At 72.6% G+C, this 16,308-nt stretch carries 12 protein-coding genes; 7 read left to right on the forward strand and 5 right to left on the reverse strand.

What is annotated here, in order from left to right:
- Position 1: 1 nt before the first annotated feature.
- On the forward strand, positions 2-571 hold the full coding sequence (locus ASF78_RS14765) for a dihydrofolate reductase family protein (protein WP_056591026.1): 570 nt from the start codon (positions 2-4) through the stop codon (positions 569-571).
- Positions 572-575: 4 nt separating this feature from the next.
- On the opposite strand, the gene ASF78_RS14770 is transcribed toward ASF78_RS14765, so the two are convergent.
- Both ASF78_RS14770 and ASF78_RS14775 read right to left on the reverse strand, forming a co-directional pair.
- A complete protein-coding gene (locus ASF78_RS14770; RefSeq protein ID WP_056591027.1) occupies positions 576-1,715 on the reverse strand; it encodes a mechanosensitive ion channel family protein in 1,140 nt (379 codons plus the stop codon).
- Positions 1,712-3,853: a prolyl oligopeptidase family protein gene (locus ASF78_RS14775; protein WP_056591028.1), complete on the reverse strand. Its 2,142-nt coding sequence runs from the start codon at positions 3,851-3,853 to the stop codon at positions 1,712-1,714. Before ASF78_RS14775 ends, ASF78_RS14770 begins: the two co-directional genes overlap by 4 nt.
- Positions 3,854-3,953: 100 nt before the next feature.
- Between ASF78_RS14775 and malQ the strand changes: the two genes are divergently transcribed.
- Together malQ and ASF78_RS14785 are read left to right on the forward strand one after the other, a co-directional pair.
- Complete coding sequence (malQ, locus tag ASF78_RS14780) at positions 3,954-6,086, forward strand: 4-alpha-glucanotransferase (protein ID WP_235518608.1); 2,133 nt, start codon at positions 3,954-3,956, stop codon at positions 6,084-6,086.
- Positions 6,087-6,106: 20 nt separating this feature from the next.
- Positions 6,107-6,658, forward strand: coding sequence for a toxin (locus ASF78_RS14785; protein WP_056591038.1), 552 nt, complete (start codon positions 6,107-6,109; stop codon positions 6,656-6,658).
- Between the two features lie 173 nt (positions 6,659-6,831).
- Here ASF78_RS14785 and pepN read toward each other — a convergent pair whose 3' ends face one another.
- Positions 6,832-9,432, reverse strand: coding sequence for an aminopeptidase N (gene pepN / locus ASF78_RS14790; RefSeq protein WP_056591041.1), 2,601 nt, complete (start codon positions 9,430-9,432; stop codon positions 6,832-6,834).
- An 82-nt stretch (positions 9,433-9,514) separates the two neighbouring features.
- Between pepN and ASF78_RS14795 the strand changes: the two genes are divergently transcribed.
- The 3 genes from ASF78_RS14795 to ASF78_RS14805 all read left to right on the forward strand — a co-directional run bounded on the left by ASF78_RS14795 (position 9,515) and on the right by ASF78_RS14805 (position 12,381).
- Positions 9,515-11,059, forward strand: a complete 1,545-nt coding sequence (locus ASF78_RS14795) for an NAD(P)/FAD-dependent oxidoreductase (protein WP_056591044.1) — start codon at positions 9,515-9,517, stop codon at positions 11,057-11,059.
- 67 nt (positions 11,060-11,126) lie between these two features.
- Positions 11,127-11,747 carry a DsbA family protein gene (locus tag ASF78_RS14800; protein ID WP_056591046.1) on the forward strand — a complete coding sequence of 207 codons (621 nt, stop codon included), beginning with the start codon at positions 11,127-11,129 and terminating at the stop codon, positions 11,745-11,747.
- Positions 11,748-11,853: 106 nt separating this feature from the next.
- Positions 11,854-12,381 (forward strand): hypothetical protein, encoded by a 528-nt coding sequence (locus ASF78_RS14805; protein ID WP_056591705.1) that lies wholly within the window; start codon positions 11,854-11,856, stop codon positions 12,379-12,381.
- 21 nt (positions 12,382-12,402) lie between these two features.
- Here ASF78_RS14805 and ASF78_RS14810 read toward each other — a convergent pair whose 3' ends face one another.
- A complete protein-coding gene (locus ASF78_RS14810) occupies positions 12,403-14,391 on the reverse strand; it encodes a M13 family metallopeptidase (protein WP_056591048.1) in 1,989 nt (662 codons plus the stop codon).
- 124 nt (positions 14,392-14,515) lie between these two features.
- Between ASF78_RS14810 and ASF78_RS14815 the strand changes: the two genes are divergently transcribed.
- Positions 14,516-14,965, forward strand: coding sequence for a ribose-5-phosphate isomerase (locus tag ASF78_RS14815; protein ID WP_056591708.1), 450 nt, complete (start codon positions 14,516-14,518; stop codon positions 14,963-14,965).
- A 3-nt stretch (positions 14,966-14,968) separates the two neighbouring features.
- Here ASF78_RS14815 and eis read toward each other — a convergent pair whose 3' ends face one another.
- Positions 14,969-16,237: an enhanced intracellular survival protein Eis gene (gene eis / locus ASF78_RS14820; RefSeq protein ID WP_056591050.1), complete on the reverse strand. Its 1,269-nt coding sequence runs from the start codon at positions 16,235-16,237 to the stop codon at positions 14,969-14,971.
- Positions 16,238-16,308 lie beyond the last annotated feature (71 nt).

A 16,308-nucleotide genomic window follows, 5' to 3' on the forward strand; every position in this document is an offset into this window, starting at 1 on the left:
GATGGCAGAGCTGCTGGTCGACTTCATCACCTCGCTCGACGGGTACGCGTCCGCGGAGGGTTGGCCCGGCTGGTGGGGTCTCGAGGGGCCCGAGTACCTGGCCTGGCTCGAGGCGTCGCCGGAGGGCGGGTGGACGACCCTGATGGGCGCCACCACGTACCGGCTGATGTCGCAGTTCGCCGCCGCGGGCGAGGAAGGCGTCGACGAGCTCACCGCGCTGCCGAAGGTGGTCTTCTCCTCAACCCTCGACGAGCCGCTGGAGTGGGCGAACACCCGCCTCGTGCGCGAGGACCCCGTCGGGGCGGTCCGGTCGATGAAGGACGATCCCGACGTGCCCGGCCTGCGCACGATCGGCAGCCTGATGCTCTGCCGGACCCTGCTCGAGGCGGGCCTCGTCGACCGGTACCGCGTCGTCGTGTTCCCCGTCATCACGGGGAGCACGGGACGCGAGCGGATCTACGACGGCTACCCCGACGTCGGCCTGGAGATGGTGGACGCCAGGACGTTCGACGGGAAGATCCAGCTCGTCGAGTACGTGCCCACGGTTCTCGCCGGCCCGCCGGGCGCGTAGACGGTCAGCGCTCGTCGGCGGGGAGCGGCTCCTCCGTCGGCACGGGCTCGTCGCCCGAGGCGGCGACCCGGGCGTCGCGGTTGCTCACGACGTCGTCCAGCGGGGTGTTGCGCGGGTCCCGTGGGGCGGGCTCCGGCTCGTCGCCGGGCGGGAGCCCGGCGGCCCGGTGCGTCGCCATGAGGTCGCGCTGGCCCGCCAGCGGGACGTCGGCCCGTTCGAGCACCTCCCGGGTCGCGGTCCGCAGCTCGCGGGCCACCTCCCACTGCATGGCCGGCGACGTCTTGACCTTGAGGCGCAGGGTCACGGCGTCGGCGCTCAGCCGTTCGATGCCGGTGATCGTCGGCTCCCCGAGCACGTGCGCGCCCACCACGGGGTCCTTCACGACGCGCGACGCGGCCTGCGCCAGCAGGCTCCGGACCTGGTCCAGGTCGGCGAAGTAGTCGACGTCGATCTCGACGACCGCGGTCGCCCAGCCCTGGGTCTTGTTGCCGACGCGCAGCATCGTGCCGTTCGGGACGTACCAGAGCGTGCCGTCGGAGTCGCGGATCTTGGTGATCCGCAGGGTGACCGCCTCGACGGTCCCGTTCGCCGGGCCGACGTCGACCACGTCACCGACCCCGTACTGGTCCTCCAGGAGCATGAACAGCCCGGTGAGGAAGTCCTTGACCAGGCTCTGCGCACCGAAGCCGAGTGCGACGCCGATGACCCCGGCCGATGCGATGAACGGGGCGATGTTGACCCCGAGCGTGTCCAGGACCAGGAAGAAGGCGATCCCGCCGACGACGATCGTCGCGCTGGAGCGCAGCACCGAGCCGATGGTGCGCGCGCGCTGGGCGCGGCGGGCGCTGGACAGCGGGTTGGCCTTCGCCAGGACGCCGCCGACCTCGGACTCGCCGATGGGCCGCAGGATCCCGCGGTCGAGGAACGGCGTGCCGTCGGCGACGTGGTTGGTGATCGTCCGGATCGTGCGACGGAGCAGGAACAGCGCGATGCTGCTGATCCCCACGATGAGGACGATCTTCAGCGGGATGCCGAGGAACCACTGTCCCCACGACTGCGCCGACGTCGTGTCGTCCGGGCCGAGGGGGTTCTCCGTCTCCTGGGGCGCCGGGGTCGCTGCGGCGAGCAGGAACGCCGCCCTCACGCGTCGCTCCCCGCCAGCCCGGTGCGGTCCGCGACGAACTGCAGCTGCTCCACGGTGAGAGCGATGGTCCGGGACAGCGCCCGCCCGCCGTGGCCGACGCCGCGCTCGCGCCGCAGGAGCACGGGTCGATCGCTGCCGGTCGCCGCCTGCAGCGCCGCGGCGAGCTTGCGGGCGTGCAGCGGGTCGACGCGGGTGTCGCCCTCGAACACGGTGAACAGCGTCGCCGGGTAGGCGGTGCCGTCGACGACGCGGTGGTACGGCGAGTAGCCGAGCAGCCAGCCGAGCTCGGTGGGGTCGTCGGCGTCGCCGTACTCCTCGGTCCAGGTCACCCCGAGGCCGAACCGCTGGTAGCGGACCATGTCGAGCAGCGGGGCCGAGCACACGACCGCCGCGAACAGGTCGGGCCGCTGCGTCAGGGCGGCGCCGACGAGCAGGCCACCGTTCGAGCCGCCCCAGCAGGCGAGCTGGTCCGGGGTGGTCCACCCCTGCGCGACGAGGTGGTCACCGACGGCGTGGAAGTCGTCGAACACGTTCTGCTTGTGGGCACGCATTCCGGCGCGGTGCCACTCCTCGCCCTCCTCGCCACCGCCGCGCAGGTTGGCGACGACATACACGCCGCCCGCCTCGACCCAGGCGAGCGTCGTCGCGGAGAACGCCGGGTCGAGCGAGATCTGGAACCCGCCGTAGCCGTAGAGGATGGTCGGCGCCGTCGCGAGGGGCCGACCGGCGTCGTCGAGCGCGTCGGTGCGCGCCACGACGAACGCGCGAACGGTCGTGCCGTCCGGGCTGGTGACCTCGATCTGCTGGGCGCGCACGTCGGGCAGGTCCGCGACGAGTCCGGGAGGCGCCGCCCACAGGGTCGTCCCGCCGGTGCGCGCGTCGAAGCGGTGCACGCTCGTCGGCGTCGTGTGGTCGGCGTACGAGAACCAGACCTCGGGACCGCCGTCGGGGTGCGTCGCCAGGCCCGAGATGGAGCCCAGCCCGGGCAGGACGAACGCGTCCGGGCGGCGCTCGCCCGTGCGGGGGTCGTGCACGCTGACCTCCGACACCGCGTGCCGGCGCCACGACGCCAGCAGCAGCGTCGGCGTCGTGTCGGCACCGCCGCCGTCGATGAACGCGACGTCCTCGAGAACGGCCGTCGGGTCCTCGGCGAGCAACGTCGTCCAGTGCTCCACGCCGGGCGCGGTGGGTTCCGTGACGGCGATCCGACCGCGGGGCGCGTCGAGGTTGGTGTGCACGTACATCCGGCCGTCCCGGGCCACCCATGCGCCGGTCTCCGCGTCGAGGCCGACGGCGACGTCGACGAACGACGGCTCCTCGAGGCCCGACGCGGTCAGGTCCGCGATCCACACGTCCGTGCGCGGCGCGGTCCCCGCGGATGCCGAGACGATCAGCCAGCGTCCGTCACGGGAGACCGACACGCCGTAGTAGTTCGTGTGGTCGAGGCCGGCCCCGAACACGTCCACGTCGTCCGTGGACGGGGTGCCCAGGCGGTGCAGCCAGACGCGACGGTGGTACTGCGTCTCGTCCTCCGGCAGCTCCTCGGGCGGCAGCCTGCGGACGTAGTAGAACGCCTCGCCGCCGGGCAGCCACGCCACGGGGGAGTACCGCGCCCGGTCGATCGGCCCGTCGACCAGCTCACCGGTGGCCACGTCCAGCACGTGCAGGACGCTCTCCTCGGTGCCCCCGGCGGACACCTGGTAGGCCACCAGGTGCCCCTCCTTCGAGGGCTGCCAGGTGTCGAGCGTCGTCGTGCCGGCCGGGTCGATCACGATGGGGTCCAGCAGGACGCGCTCGCCGTCGCCGTCGACGACGACCACGACCGCGTGCTCCTGGTCGCCGACCCGCCGGGAGAAGAACCGACGCGTGCCGCGCCAGGCGGGAGGGCTCACGAAGCCGGCACCCAGGAGAGCACCCAGGCGGTCGGTCAGGACGTCCGTCGCGAAGGGACCGGTGGCGCCGAGTGACTCGCGGTACCGGGCGTAGAGCTCGTCCTGCGCGGACGACCACGCCTCCGTCCGGTCGGACGTCGCGTCCTCCAGCCCTCGGAACGGGTCGGCGACGCGGTGCCCGTGCAGGTCCTCGACCAGGTCGGTGCGAGGCGCGGTCGGGTACGTGCGCAGAGCAGGTGCGGTCATGGTCCGCAAGGCTACGACGCGTACCTGCGAGGGTGCGCGAGTGACGCGATCGGGAGCGTCCGTCCTGCGTATGCGCGTGTGGCTCTGGCAGGATCGGCGTGTGGCAGACGACCCGGGTACCGCGTCCGACGCCCTCCTGCGCCTCGCGGGGGCCTACGGGGTGGTGCCCGACCACTGGGACTTCCACGGTCAGAGCCGCCGCGCGTCGGCCGCCACCCTGCAAGGGGTGCTCGGGGCGCTCGGCGTCGACGCGTCCTCCCCGGAGCGCGTCGACCTGGCCATCGCCCACGTCGAGGACATGCCGTGGCGCCGCGTGCTGCCGCCCGTGCTCGTCGTCCGGGAAGGTCGCCAGGCGCACGTGTCCGTCCACGTCACGCACGGGGACCCCGTCGAGGTGTGGATCGAGCTGGACCCCGAGGTCGGGGGTGGTCGGCGCGAGGTCGCGCAGGCTGACGTGCCCGTGGAGCCCCGGATGGTGGACGGCCGGCTGGTCGGGCGCGCCACGTTCACGCTGCCGACGGACCTCCCGCTCGGCTGGCACGAGGTCGTCGCCGAGGGGCCGAGCGCCAGCGCGCACAGCCCGCTCGTCGTCACGCCGTCGCACCTGGAGCTCCCCGACGCCCTGCGGGAGCGCCGGGCGTGGGGGCTCATGGCGCAGCTCTACTCGGTGCGGTCGCGGGCGTCGTGGGGTGTCGGTGACCTCGCGGACCTCGCCGAGATCGGCTGGCTCGCCGGCCGTGAGCTCGACGCCGACTTCCTGCTCATCAACCCGTTGCACGCCGCCGAGCCGACCGTCCCGCTGACGCCGTCGCCGTACCTGCCCACGACGCGCCGGTTCGTGAACCCGCTCTACATCCGCGTCGAGGACGTCCGCGAGGCCGGCTACCTGTCGTCGGCGGACCGCACGCTGGTGGAGTGGGCCTCCGAACCGGTCCTCGCCACCGACGACGACGCCGGCCCCATCGACCGTGACGCCGCCTGGACCGCCAAGCGCGCCGCGCTCGAGGTGGTCTTCGCCGCACCCCGGTCGGCCGCCCGGCAGGCGGCCTTCGACGCGTTCGTCGAGCAGGAGGGCACCGGGCTGGAGACGTTCGCGCTCTGGTGCGCGCTCGCCGAGAAGTACGCCGACGTCACCCCGTGGCCCACCGAGGCCCTGGACCCGTCGTCCCCGCTGGTGGCGGGCCTCCGCGTCGAGCTGGCCGAGCGCGTCGAGTTCCACCTGTGGCTCCAGTGGGTGGCCGACGAGCAGCTCGCCGCCGCCCAGCGGGCCGCCCTCGACGGCGGGATGGCGCTCGGCATCATGCACGACCTCGCCGTCGGCGTGCACCCGCAGGGCGCCGACGTCTGGGCGCTCGGCGACGTGCTCGCCCGCGGCGCGACCGTCGGCGCTCCGCCCGACATGTACAACCAGCAAGGGCAGAACTGGTCGCAGCCGCCGTGGCGCCCCGACGCCCTGGCCCGAGCCGCGTACAAGCCGTACCGGGACATGCTGCGCACCGTCCTGCGCCACGCCGGTGCCATCCGCATCGACCACGTCATCGGGCTCTTCCGGCTCTGGTGGATCCCCGAGGGTGCCGACTCCGCCGACGGTGCGTACGTCCGGTACGACCACGAGGCGCTCGTCGGCATCCTCGCGCTCGAGGCGCACCGGGCCGGCGCCGTCGTCATCGGCGAGGACCTCGGCGTCGTCGAGCCGTGGGTGCGGGACTACCTCTCGGAGCGCGGGATCCTCGGCACCTCCGTGCTCTGGTTCGAGCGCGACATGCACGGTTCCCCGCTGGCCCCCGAGCACTACCGGCCCCTGGTCCTGGCCACCGTGACGACGCACGACCTGCCCCCGACCGCGGGGTACCTGGCGGGGGAGCACGTGGCCATCCGGGAGCGGCTCGGCCTGCTCACCGACCCGGTGGCCGTGGTCCGTGCCGCGGCGCTGGCCGAGAAGGACCAGATGCTCGGCGTCCTGCGCGACCGTGCCCTGGTCGGCGATGACCCCTCGGAGCGCGAGATCGTCGAGGCGCTGCACCGGTACGTCATGGCGACCCCGTCCGTCCTCGTCGGCGTCTCGCTGGCCGACGCCGTGGGGGAGCGGCGCGCGCAGAACCAGCCCGGCACCGACCAGGAGTACCCGAACTGGAAGGTGCCCCTCGCGGACTCCTCCGGCCGGGTCGTCCTGGTGGAGGACCTGTTCACCAACCAGCGTCTGCGCTCGTTGGCGGCGGTCCTCAACGGCTGAGTGCGTCCTAGGATGCTCGGATGCCTGAGCACCTGCGCCGCGTCCGTGTCGTCGGGACCACCGGGTCGGGCAAGACGACCTTCGCGCGGCGGCTCGCTGCGGTCCTCGACGTGCCGCACCTGGAGCTCGACGAGGTGTTCTGGGACGCCGGCTGGACCAAGCGGGACCCGGCCGAGGCGCGTGCGCTGATCGAGGCGTTCGTCTCCGCGGCCGATCGCGGCTGGGTGACCGACGGGAACTGGACCGCCGGGACCGACGGGGTGCTCACGGACGTCGACGCGTTCGTCTGGCTCGACTACCCCCGCCGGATCGTGATGTCGCGCGTGGTCCGACGCACCCTCCGGCGGGGTCTGCTGCGCACGGAGCTGTGGCACGGCAACCGCGAGAACCTGCGCAACGTCCTGAGAGCCGACCCGGACCAGAACGTGGTGCTGTGGTCGTGGAGCTCGCACGCCCGCAACCGCGTCCGGTACGGGACGCTCGCCACCGAGTCGCCGACCCCGGTCATCCGCCTGCGCAGCCCGCGCGAGGCGAACCGCTGGCTGGACGGCGTGGTGCCGGACTCCCTCTGACGTCAGGACCGCACCGAGCCTGAGCTGGTTCCGCTCGTCCTCCGGCTCATGGAGCCGATCTCGTCGTCGAGTCGTGTCCCGTTGCCGTGCTGCGCTGAACGAGCCGCCTGGCCCCGGACCGGGATGCGACAGGCCCGCACCCCGGAGGGATGCGGGCCTGCCCGGTGAGCCGGTCACGCGCGGCGCAGGTCCGCCTTCTGTGCAGCGAGCGCGCGACGGACACCGTCGCGGGACTCCAGGACGAGGCGGCGCAGCGCGGAGGGCGCGTCCGGGTGACTGTCGAGCCAGGCGTCGGTCGCGCCGAGCACGTCCACGGACACGTCGTCGGCGAGCTCGGTCGGGTACAGCCCGACGACGATGTTCTGCGCCATCTCGTTCGTCTTGTCCGCCCACACGGTCTCGAGTGCCGCGAAGTACGGCTCGACGTACGGGACCAGCAGCGAGCGGTCGTGCACCCGGCCGAAGCCGGCGATCGTCGCGGCCTGGATGGCGTTCGGCAGACCGTCCTGGTCCACCACGGACGCCCATGCGGTCGCCTTGGCGGTAGCTGTCGGCACGGCCGCGCGGGCGGCGGCGGCGGCACGCTGCCCGGTCGCGGTCGCGTCGGCGGCGAGCTGGGCGGCGATGTCGGGGTCTCCCGCCCGCCCACCCGTCACCAGCGAGGTGAGCAGCTCCCAGCGCAGGTCCGTGTCGATGGACAGGCCCTCGAGCGTCGCCTGTCCGTCGAGCAGGTCCCGGACGGCGTCGAGCTGCTCGGTGGTCGCGGCCCGACCGGCGAAGGACTTCACCAGCTGCAGCTGTGTGTCCGAGCCCGCGGGCGCCGACCGGGCGAGCTCGAGCAGCCGGTCGGCCGCCGCGATCTCCGTGGCGGAGCGGTGCTCGGGTGCCACGTAGAGGTCGAGGGCCGTGGACAGCTGGCGCAGCAGGACGAGCACGACGGACGAGTCCGTCTCGTGGGCGATGTTGTGCAGGACCAGGTCCACGAAGTCCCGGGCGGGGGTCTCCCCGTCGCGGGTGGCGTCCCAGGCTGCCGTCCACACGAGGGTGCGAGGCAGCGAGTCGTCGAACTTGCCCAGGTGCTCGATCGAGGCGGCCAGCGACTGCTCGTCGAGACGGACCTTGGCGTAGGCCAGGTCGTCGTCGTTGACCAGCAGCAGGGCCGGTCGCGGAACCCCGACGAGCTGAGGGACCTCGGTGCGCGGGCCGTCGATGTCGAGCTCGACGTGCACGGTGCGAACCAACCGACCAGTGGCGGCCTCAACGTCGTAGCCGCCGATCGCCAGGCGGTGCGGGCGCTGCACGGGGTACTCGTCGGGAACCTCCTGCAGGACGGCGAACGAGGTGATGATCCCGGCGTCGTCCACCTCGAGCGACGGCCGCAGCAGCGTCACGCCCGCCTTCTCCAGCCACAGGCCGGACCACGCGGACAGGTCGCGGCCGCTGGTGGCCTCCAGCTCGGTGAGGAAGTCGCGCAGCTCGGTGTTGCCCCACGCGTGCTTGGCGAAGTAGGCGCGCACGCCGGCGAAGAACTCGTCCTGCCCCACCCACGACACCAGCTGCTTGAGCACGCTCGCGCCCTTGGCGTAGGTGATGCCGTCGAAGTTGACCTCGACGTCCTCCAGGTCGCGCATGTCCGCGACGATCGGGTGCGTGGAGGGCAGCTGGTCCTGGCGGTAGGCCCAGTTCTTCTCCATCGAGGAGAACGTGGTCCACGCGCTGGTCCAGCGGGTGGCCTGCGCGGTGGCGAGGGTCGACATGTACTCGGCGAACGACTCGTTCAGCCACAGGTCGTCCCACCAGCGCATGGTCACCAGGTCGCCGAACCACATGTGCGCCAGCTCGTGCAGGATCGTCACCGCGCGGCGCTCGATGGTGGCCTCGGGAACCTTGGACCGGAAAACGTAGGACTCGAGGAACGTCACCGCGCCGGCGTTCTCCATCGCCCCGGCGTTGAACTCCGGCACGAAGAGCTGGTCGTACTTGGTGAACGGGTACGGGACGTCGAACGCCCGCTCGTAGAAGTCGAAGCCCGCCCGCGTGAGGTCGACGATGTTGTCGGTGTCCAGGTGCTCGGCCAGCGAGCCGCGGCAGTACACGCCCAGCGGGATGATGCGGCCGTCCTGGCTGGTGAGCTCGCGGTGCTCCGCGTGGTACGGCCCGGCGATGACGGCCGTGATGTACGACGAGATGCGCGGCGTGGTCTCGAACGTCCACGTGGCGGTGCCCTTGTCGACGCCGCCGTTGCGGTTGGTGCCACCCTCGACGACCGCGGGCATCCCGACCTGCGGGTAGTTCGACACGACGGTCCAGTGCGCGGGGGCGGTCACCGTGAAGGTGAACTCCGCCTTGAGGTCGGGCTGCTCGAACACGGCGAACACGCGCCGGGAGTCGGCCACCTCGAACTGCGAGTACAGGTAGACCTCGTCGTCCACCGGGTCGACGAAGCGGTGCAGGCCCTCACCGGTGTTCATGTACGCGGCCTCGGCCACGACCACCAGCACGTTGCGCGCGGCGAGGTCGTCCAGCCGGATCCGCGCGTCGCCGACCACGTCGGAGACGTCGAGCGCGACCCCGTTGAGCGTGACCTCGTGCACGGTCGGGGCGATGAGGTCGATGAACGTGCTCGCGCCGGGTGTCGCGCCGAACCGCACGACGGTACGGGAGGCGAACGTCGTGGGACCGGTGGTGAGGTCCAGGGTGACGTCGTACGCCTCTGTGGTCACGACTGCGGCGCGCTCGCGCGCCTCTGCACGGGTGAGGTTCTCTCCAGGCACGCAGGTACTCCTCGGGACGCGATCGGGTGGCTCTTGGCCGGGTCGATCATCGCACGCAGCGGCGCTCGCCTAAGGTCGACCTGTGGACAACACCTACGACGCCGTGGTCGTCGGCGGAGGCCACAACGGCCTCACGGCGGCGGCCTACCTGGCCCGGGCGGGGCGGACGGTCCTGCTGCTCGAACGGGCCGACCACGTGGGCGGCGCGACGCAGTCGGCGCGGGCGTTCCCGGGCGTCGACGCCAACGTCTCCCGGTACTCCTACCTGGTCTCCCTGATGCCCCGGCAGGTCCGCGCGGAGCTCGGCCTGCGCGTCGAGCTCCGGCGCCGGCGCATCTCCTCCTACACGCCGTCCGGCGACGGAGGGCTCCTCGTCGACACCGCGGACGACACCGCGACCGCGGCCTCGTTCGCGGGCGTCGGAGCGGGTCGCGACGTCGCCGCATGGCGGGCGTTCGGCGCACGCACCGGCGCGCTCGCCACCCGGCTGTGGCCGACCATGACCGAGCCGCTCCTGTCCCGCGCCGACGCCCGACGGCTGCTCGGTGAGGACGACTGGCGCGACCTGGTCGAACGCCCGGTCGGCGAGGTCGTCGACGCGACCTTCGACTCCGACCTGGTCCGCGGCGTCGTCCTCACGGATGCGCTCATCGGCACGTTCGCCCGCCCGCACGACCCGGACGGGCGGGCCAACCGGTGCTTCCTCTACCACGTGATCGGCGGCGGGACGGGGGACTGGGACGTGCCCGTCGGAGGCATGGGCGCCGTCGCCGGTGCGCTGGAAGACGCGGCGCGCGCGGCCGGTACGGAGGTGCGCACGTCCGCCGAGGTGACCTCGATCGACCCAGGGGGCGCCACGACACCCGCGGAGGTGACGTGGACCGACGCGGACGGGACCGAGCGCCGGGTGGGGGCGCGGCACGTGCTGGCCGCGTGCGCGCCGGCGGTCCTCGACCGGTTGCTCGGCCGGGAGCCCGGACCGGCACCGGAGGGCGCGCAGCTGAAGCTGAACATGCTGCTCACCCGCCTGCCGCGGCTGCGCTCGGGGATCGACCCGAGCGTCGCGTTCGCCGGCACGTTCCACGTGCACGAGTCCGCCACCGAGCTCGAGACCGCCTACCAGCAGGCCGCCGCCGGCCGGATCCCCGACGTGCCGCCCGTCGAGACGTACTGCCACTCGCTCACGGACGGCTCGATCCTCGGCGCCGACCTGCGCACCAACGGCCACCACACCCTGACGGCGTTCGGGCTGCACATGCCCGCACGCCTGTTCGCCGCCGACCCCGACGGTGCCCGGGAGCGTGCCCTGGCGGCGACGCTCCGGTCGATCGACAGCGTCCTCGCCGAACCGCTCGAGGACTGCCTCGCGCGTGACACGACCGGAGCACCCTGCCTGGAGGTACGCAGCCCCGTCGACCTGGAGGCCGACGTCGGCCTGCCGGGCGGCCACATCTTCCACCGCGACCTCGCCTGGCCCTGGGCCGAGCACGACCACGAGGTGGGCACCTGGGGCGTCGAGACGGCCGACCCACGCATCCTGATCGCCGGCGCCGGCGCCCGGCGCGGGGGCGGTGTGAGCGGTATCCCCGGCCGCGCCGCCGCGCTCGCGGTGCTGGGCACGGCCTGACGACCTGCGGGAATATCGCGGCGCGACCCGATGGTTGCGCCAGGCACCGACACCTCTGGAGGACTCTGTGACGAGCACGCCCACCGCCCGCCCCGTCGTCGACTTCTGGTTCGACCCGGCCTGTCCGTGGGCGTGGATGACGTCCCGCTGGATGGACGAGGTCTCCGCGGTCCGCGACGTGGACGTCCGCTGGCACGTCATGAGCCTGTCCGTCCTCAACGAGAAGAAGGACGACCTCCCGCAGCGGTACCGCGACCTCATGGACGAGAGCTGGGGCCCCGTGCGCGTCATCGTCGCCGCAGCACGCGACCACGGCGACCAGGTCATCAAGCCGCTCTACGACGCGATGGGCACGCGCCGCCACCCCGGTGGGCGCAAGGACACCGACGCGATCATCGCGGAGTCGCTCGCCGAGGTCGGCCTGCCCGCGGAGCTCGCAGCCGTCGCCGGCACCGACGAGGTCGACGCGCTCCTGCGCGAGTCGCACGGCGAGGGCATCTCGCTGGTCGGCGACGACGTGGGCACCCCGGTCGTCGCCATCGACGGCGTCGGGTTCTTCGGTCCCGTCATCACGCCCGCCCCGACCGGCGACGCCGCCGGTCGCCTGTTCGACGGGCTCGCCCTCGTGACCAGCGTCCCCGGCTTCTACGAGCTCAAGCGCTCGCGGACCGCCGGCCCGTCGTTCTGAGCATCTGACCAGGGCGAGTGGCCCGTCCGGTTCGTCCCGTGTGATCCTGGTCGCCGACTCCGCCCCGGGCGGGGTCGGTGATCCCCACGGGCAGGAACGGAGCAGCATGACCTCGGCGCGCAACATCCGGCTCTTCGTCATCGTCGACGTGGTGCTGGTGGTGCTCCTGCTGATCCTCGCGATCGTCTACGCGAGCCGCGGCGGCAGCGGTGGGGGCTCCGACGACGCGACCACCGGGGCGACCACGTCGAGCACCCCGACGTCGAGCGCATCGTCCACGTCGACCGAGCCTGTCGCGTTCGCGCTGCCCAGCGGGAACATCGCGTGCACGATGTCCGTCGACGGCGTCACGTGCACCATCGCCAGCTACACGTACGCGCCGCCCGTCGTGGCGGGGTGCACGGAGAAGACGGGTCACGTGATCGTGCTCAACGCGGAGGGCGTCGCGTTCGACTGCGTGAGCGGACCCCCGCCCGCGGTGGCCGGCGACGACGTCCCGGTGCTGGAGTACGGGCTGACCACGAGCGTCGGCGACTACACGTGCCGCAGCGCGACCGACGGCGTGCAGTGCACGGACGGCTCCGGCACGGGGTTCCAGCTCGCGCGGGCGTCCTGGACCGAGCTGCCTGCCTGACGCAGGCAGCCCGGACCCGGATCACCAGATGCGGACGCGGTCCTCGGGGGCGAGGTAGAGGGTGTCGCCCGGCCGCACGTCGTAAGCCTCGTAGAACTCGTCGACGTTGCGCACGACGCCGTTGCAGCGGAACTCGTTCGGGGAGTGCGGGTCCGTGGCGATCCGGCGGATGACCTCCTCGTCGCGACCCTTCGACTGCCACACCTGCGCCCAGCCGAGCAGCACGCGCTGCGTGCCGGTCAGGTCGTCGATCACGGGGGCGTCCTCGAGCGGGGTGCCGAGCGCGATCCGGTAGGCCGTGAACGCGATGGACAGCCCGCCGAGGTCGCCGATGTTCTCGCCGATGGTGAGCTCGCCGTTGACGTGGTGCGACCCGTTCAGCTGGACGGGGGAGAACTCCGAGTACTGGTCGATCAGGGCCTTGGTGCGCGTCTCGAACTCCGCGCGGTCGTCGGCCGTCCACCAGTCCTCGAGGCGTCCGTCGCCGTCGTACTTGGAACCCTGGTCGTCGAACCCGTGACCGATCTCGTGGCCGATGACGGCACCGATCCCGCCGTAGTTGACGGCGTCGTCGGCGTCGGCGTCGAAGAACGGCGGCTGCAGGATCGCGGCCGGGAACACGATCTCGTTCATCCCCGGGTTGTAGTAGGCGTTGACGGTCTGCGGAGTCATGAACCACTCGTCGCGGTCGATCGGCCTGCCGATCTTGCCCAGCTCGCGGTCCTGCTCGAACGCGTAGGCGCGGCGCACGTTGCCCAGGAGGTCGTCCGCGGAGACCTCGAGCGTCGAGTAGTCGCGCCAGCGGGCGGGGTAGCCGATCTTCGGGGTGAACGACTCGAGCTTCGCGAGGGCCTTCGCGCGCGTCTCCTCGCCCATCCAGTCCAGCTGCGAGATCGACTCGCGGTAGGCGGCGACCAGGTTGGCGACGAGCCCTTCCATCCGCTGCTTGTGCGCGGGCGGGAAGTGCCGGTCGACGTAGACCTTGCCGACGGCCTCGCCCAGCACGCCCTGCACCAGCGAGACGCCGCGCTTCCAGCGGTCGCGCAGCTCCTGCGCACCCGTGAGCGTGCGGCCGTAGAAGTCGAAGTTCGCCTCGACCAGCTCGTCGTTCAGGTAGGGCGCACGGTCGGAGATGACGTGATAGCTCAGCCACGCCTTCCAGTCCTCGAGCGGCTCGCTCACCCACAGGGCCGCGAACGCCTCGGCGAACGACGGCTCCCGCACGACGAGGTGGTCGAACGCCTCCGCCGGGGCGCCCAGCGCGAGCACCCACGAGTGCCAGTCGAACCCGGGGGCCCGCTCGACGAGCTCGGTGAGGGTCAGGGCGTTGTAGGTGAGGTCGGCGTCGCGGTCCTTGACGACGTCCCAGTGTCCGGCGGCCAGCCCGGTCTCGAGCGCCAGCACGCGGCCGGCGAGCTCGTCGGCCTGCGCCTCGTCCGCCGCGGCTCCGCCGAGGTGCAGCATGCGGGCGACGTGCGGGCGGTAGGCCGCGAGCACCGGCGCGTACTGCGCGTCGCGGTAGTAGGCCTCGTCGGGGAGGCCCAGGCCGCCCTGCACGAGGTGCACGACGTAGCGGGTGGGCTCCTTGGCGTCGTTGTCGACGTAGAAGCCGACCGCACCGCCGGCGCCGGTGCGCTGCAACGCGCCCAGCGCACCGGTGAGCTCGGCCTGCGTCGTCGCCGCCTCGACGAGCGCGAGGTCGGTGCGCAGCGGTGCGACGCCGGCTGCCGCGACGGCGTCCGTGTCCATGAACGAGGCGTACACCGCGCCGACCTTCGCCTCGACCGGGTCGGTGGACGTCCCGGCTGCGGCCGAGGCTCCCGCGTCCGCGATGATGTCGCGGACCTGCTCCTCGGCCTGGTCGTGCAGCGCACGGAACGCTCCGTCCATGGCCCGGTCGGCGGGGATCACGTGGGACTCGAGCCACCGCCCGTTCACGTGGGCGTACAGGTCGTCCTGAGGACGGACGTCGGGGTCGAGTGCGGTCAGGTCGATGCCACTGCGCGTCATGCGCACAGCCTACGGACGAGGGGCATCGCGTCCACCGTGGAGACAGCCGCTTATGCCGAGGGCTGACGACCGCCTGCCGGACGGCGGACGCGGCGCCCCGGTGGTGGTGCGGCAGGATGGTCCCATGCGCATCCACGTCGCCTCCGACCACGCCGGCTACGAGCTCAAGGTCGCTCTCGTCGAGCACCTGCGGGCCGCGGGCCACGACGTCGTCGACCACGGTGCCGACACGTACGACGCGCTCGACGACTACCCGCCGTTCTGCTTCGCAGCAGGGGAGGCCGTCGTCGCCGATCCGGGGTCGCTCGGCGTCGTCATCGGCGGCTCGGGCAACGGTGAGCAGATCGCCGCCAACAAGGTCACCGGGGTACGTGCCGCCCTCGCGTGGAACCTCGCGACCGCACAGCTGGGCCGGCAGCACAACGACGCGAACGTCGTCGCGATCGGCGCCCGCCAGCACTCCGTCGACGAGGCCCTGGAGCTGGTGGACGCGTTCGTGGCCGAGCCGTTCAGCCACGACCCGCGCCACCAGCGCCGGATCGACCTCCTCGCGGACTACGAGGCTGCTCACTAGTCCCTACCAGATGTAGTTGCACATCGGGGCGACGGGCGACAGGAAGGCGACAGCAGCCGACCGGAGCGTCCCGGGCGTCTGCTCCGTCACGAGCCCTGCACGGGCCAGTGCCGCGAGCGACCGGCCGCCCAGGTACACGGCGCCGAGCTCGCGGACGTCGAGCGTCACGTCAGCGTCGTCCTGCGTGCGGGTGACCTCGGCCGGGTAGGTGCCGTCCTCCTCCTGCGTGCCGGTGGTCAGGCGCCAGCGGCCGGCGTTCGCGGGCAGGCGGGTGTCCGACACGTCGAGCACCACGTCGACCGGCGCGGAGTACCGGCGTGCGGCGAGGGCGACGGGCAGGTCCAGCAGCCGGACCCAGAGGTTGTCCGTGACCTTGGGCACCACCCCGCGCTGGTCGACGAGCAGGTGCAGCAGGGCGTCGTCGACGGGCAGCATCGGGCTCTCGACCGTGGCCATGAGGTCGAGGTCCAGCAGGAACGTCCACAGGCGGTGGGTCGCGGGGGCGTCGACCGCGACGGCCTCGCGGATCTTGACGATGCCGGCCGGGCCGCCCTCCGCCCAGTTGTCCTTGCGCCGGAACAACGCGTACGCGCGGACCTCGCCCGCGGCGTCGTGGACCGTGACGATCCGCAGCGGCTCGGCGCCCTCGCGCCACGCCGGCGGGTCGACGAGCACGCGGGTGCGCCACGCCTCGCTGTCGCGGGTGGTCCAGCCCGGCCGGCCGGCGCCCGCCGCGCGGTGGACCGTGTCGACCAGGGCGCTGTCCCGGGCGGTGTCGGCGGTCGCCAGCCGCACCGTCAGTGCGTCCGATCCTGCGACGTCACGCAGGGCGGCCCCGCGGGRGAGCTTGACGCGGACGTCGTCGGAGGCCGAGCCGTAGCCGTAGCGCCCGTAGATCGCGTGCTCGGCGGCGAACAGCGCCGAGATCGGTTCGTCCCGGGCGAGCGACCGGGCGAAGTGCGAGTCGATCATCGCCGTGAGCAGACCGCGGCGGCGCTGGTCAGGGCGGGTTCCCACCCAGGTGAGCCCGGAGCAGGCGACCGTCCCGCCCGGGACGGGCATCGTGTGCGCGTACGAGGCGTGCACCGCCGCGAGCGCGCCGTCGGGATCCTCGACGGCCTGTGCCCGGTCCCACTCGAAGGTGATCGGGACGAGGGCGTCGGTCTCGGCGTTGGTGTCGAAGGCGAAGGCCAGGTGGTCGACCGCGATGTACTCGTCCTTGCGGCTCTCGGGCACGTCGACGAGGCGGTATCCGTCGGGAAGCAGGCTCATGCCGCCATCGTCCGGCATGGCATGCCCTGACGGCATCCTCATTGGGCGAACGGGCGGTATCTCGTGCCGGT

The organism is Cellulomonas sp. Leaf334 (assembly GCF_001424195.1).
GTDB lineage: Bacteria > Actinomycetota > Actinomycetes > Actinomycetales > Cellulomonadaceae > Cellulomonas.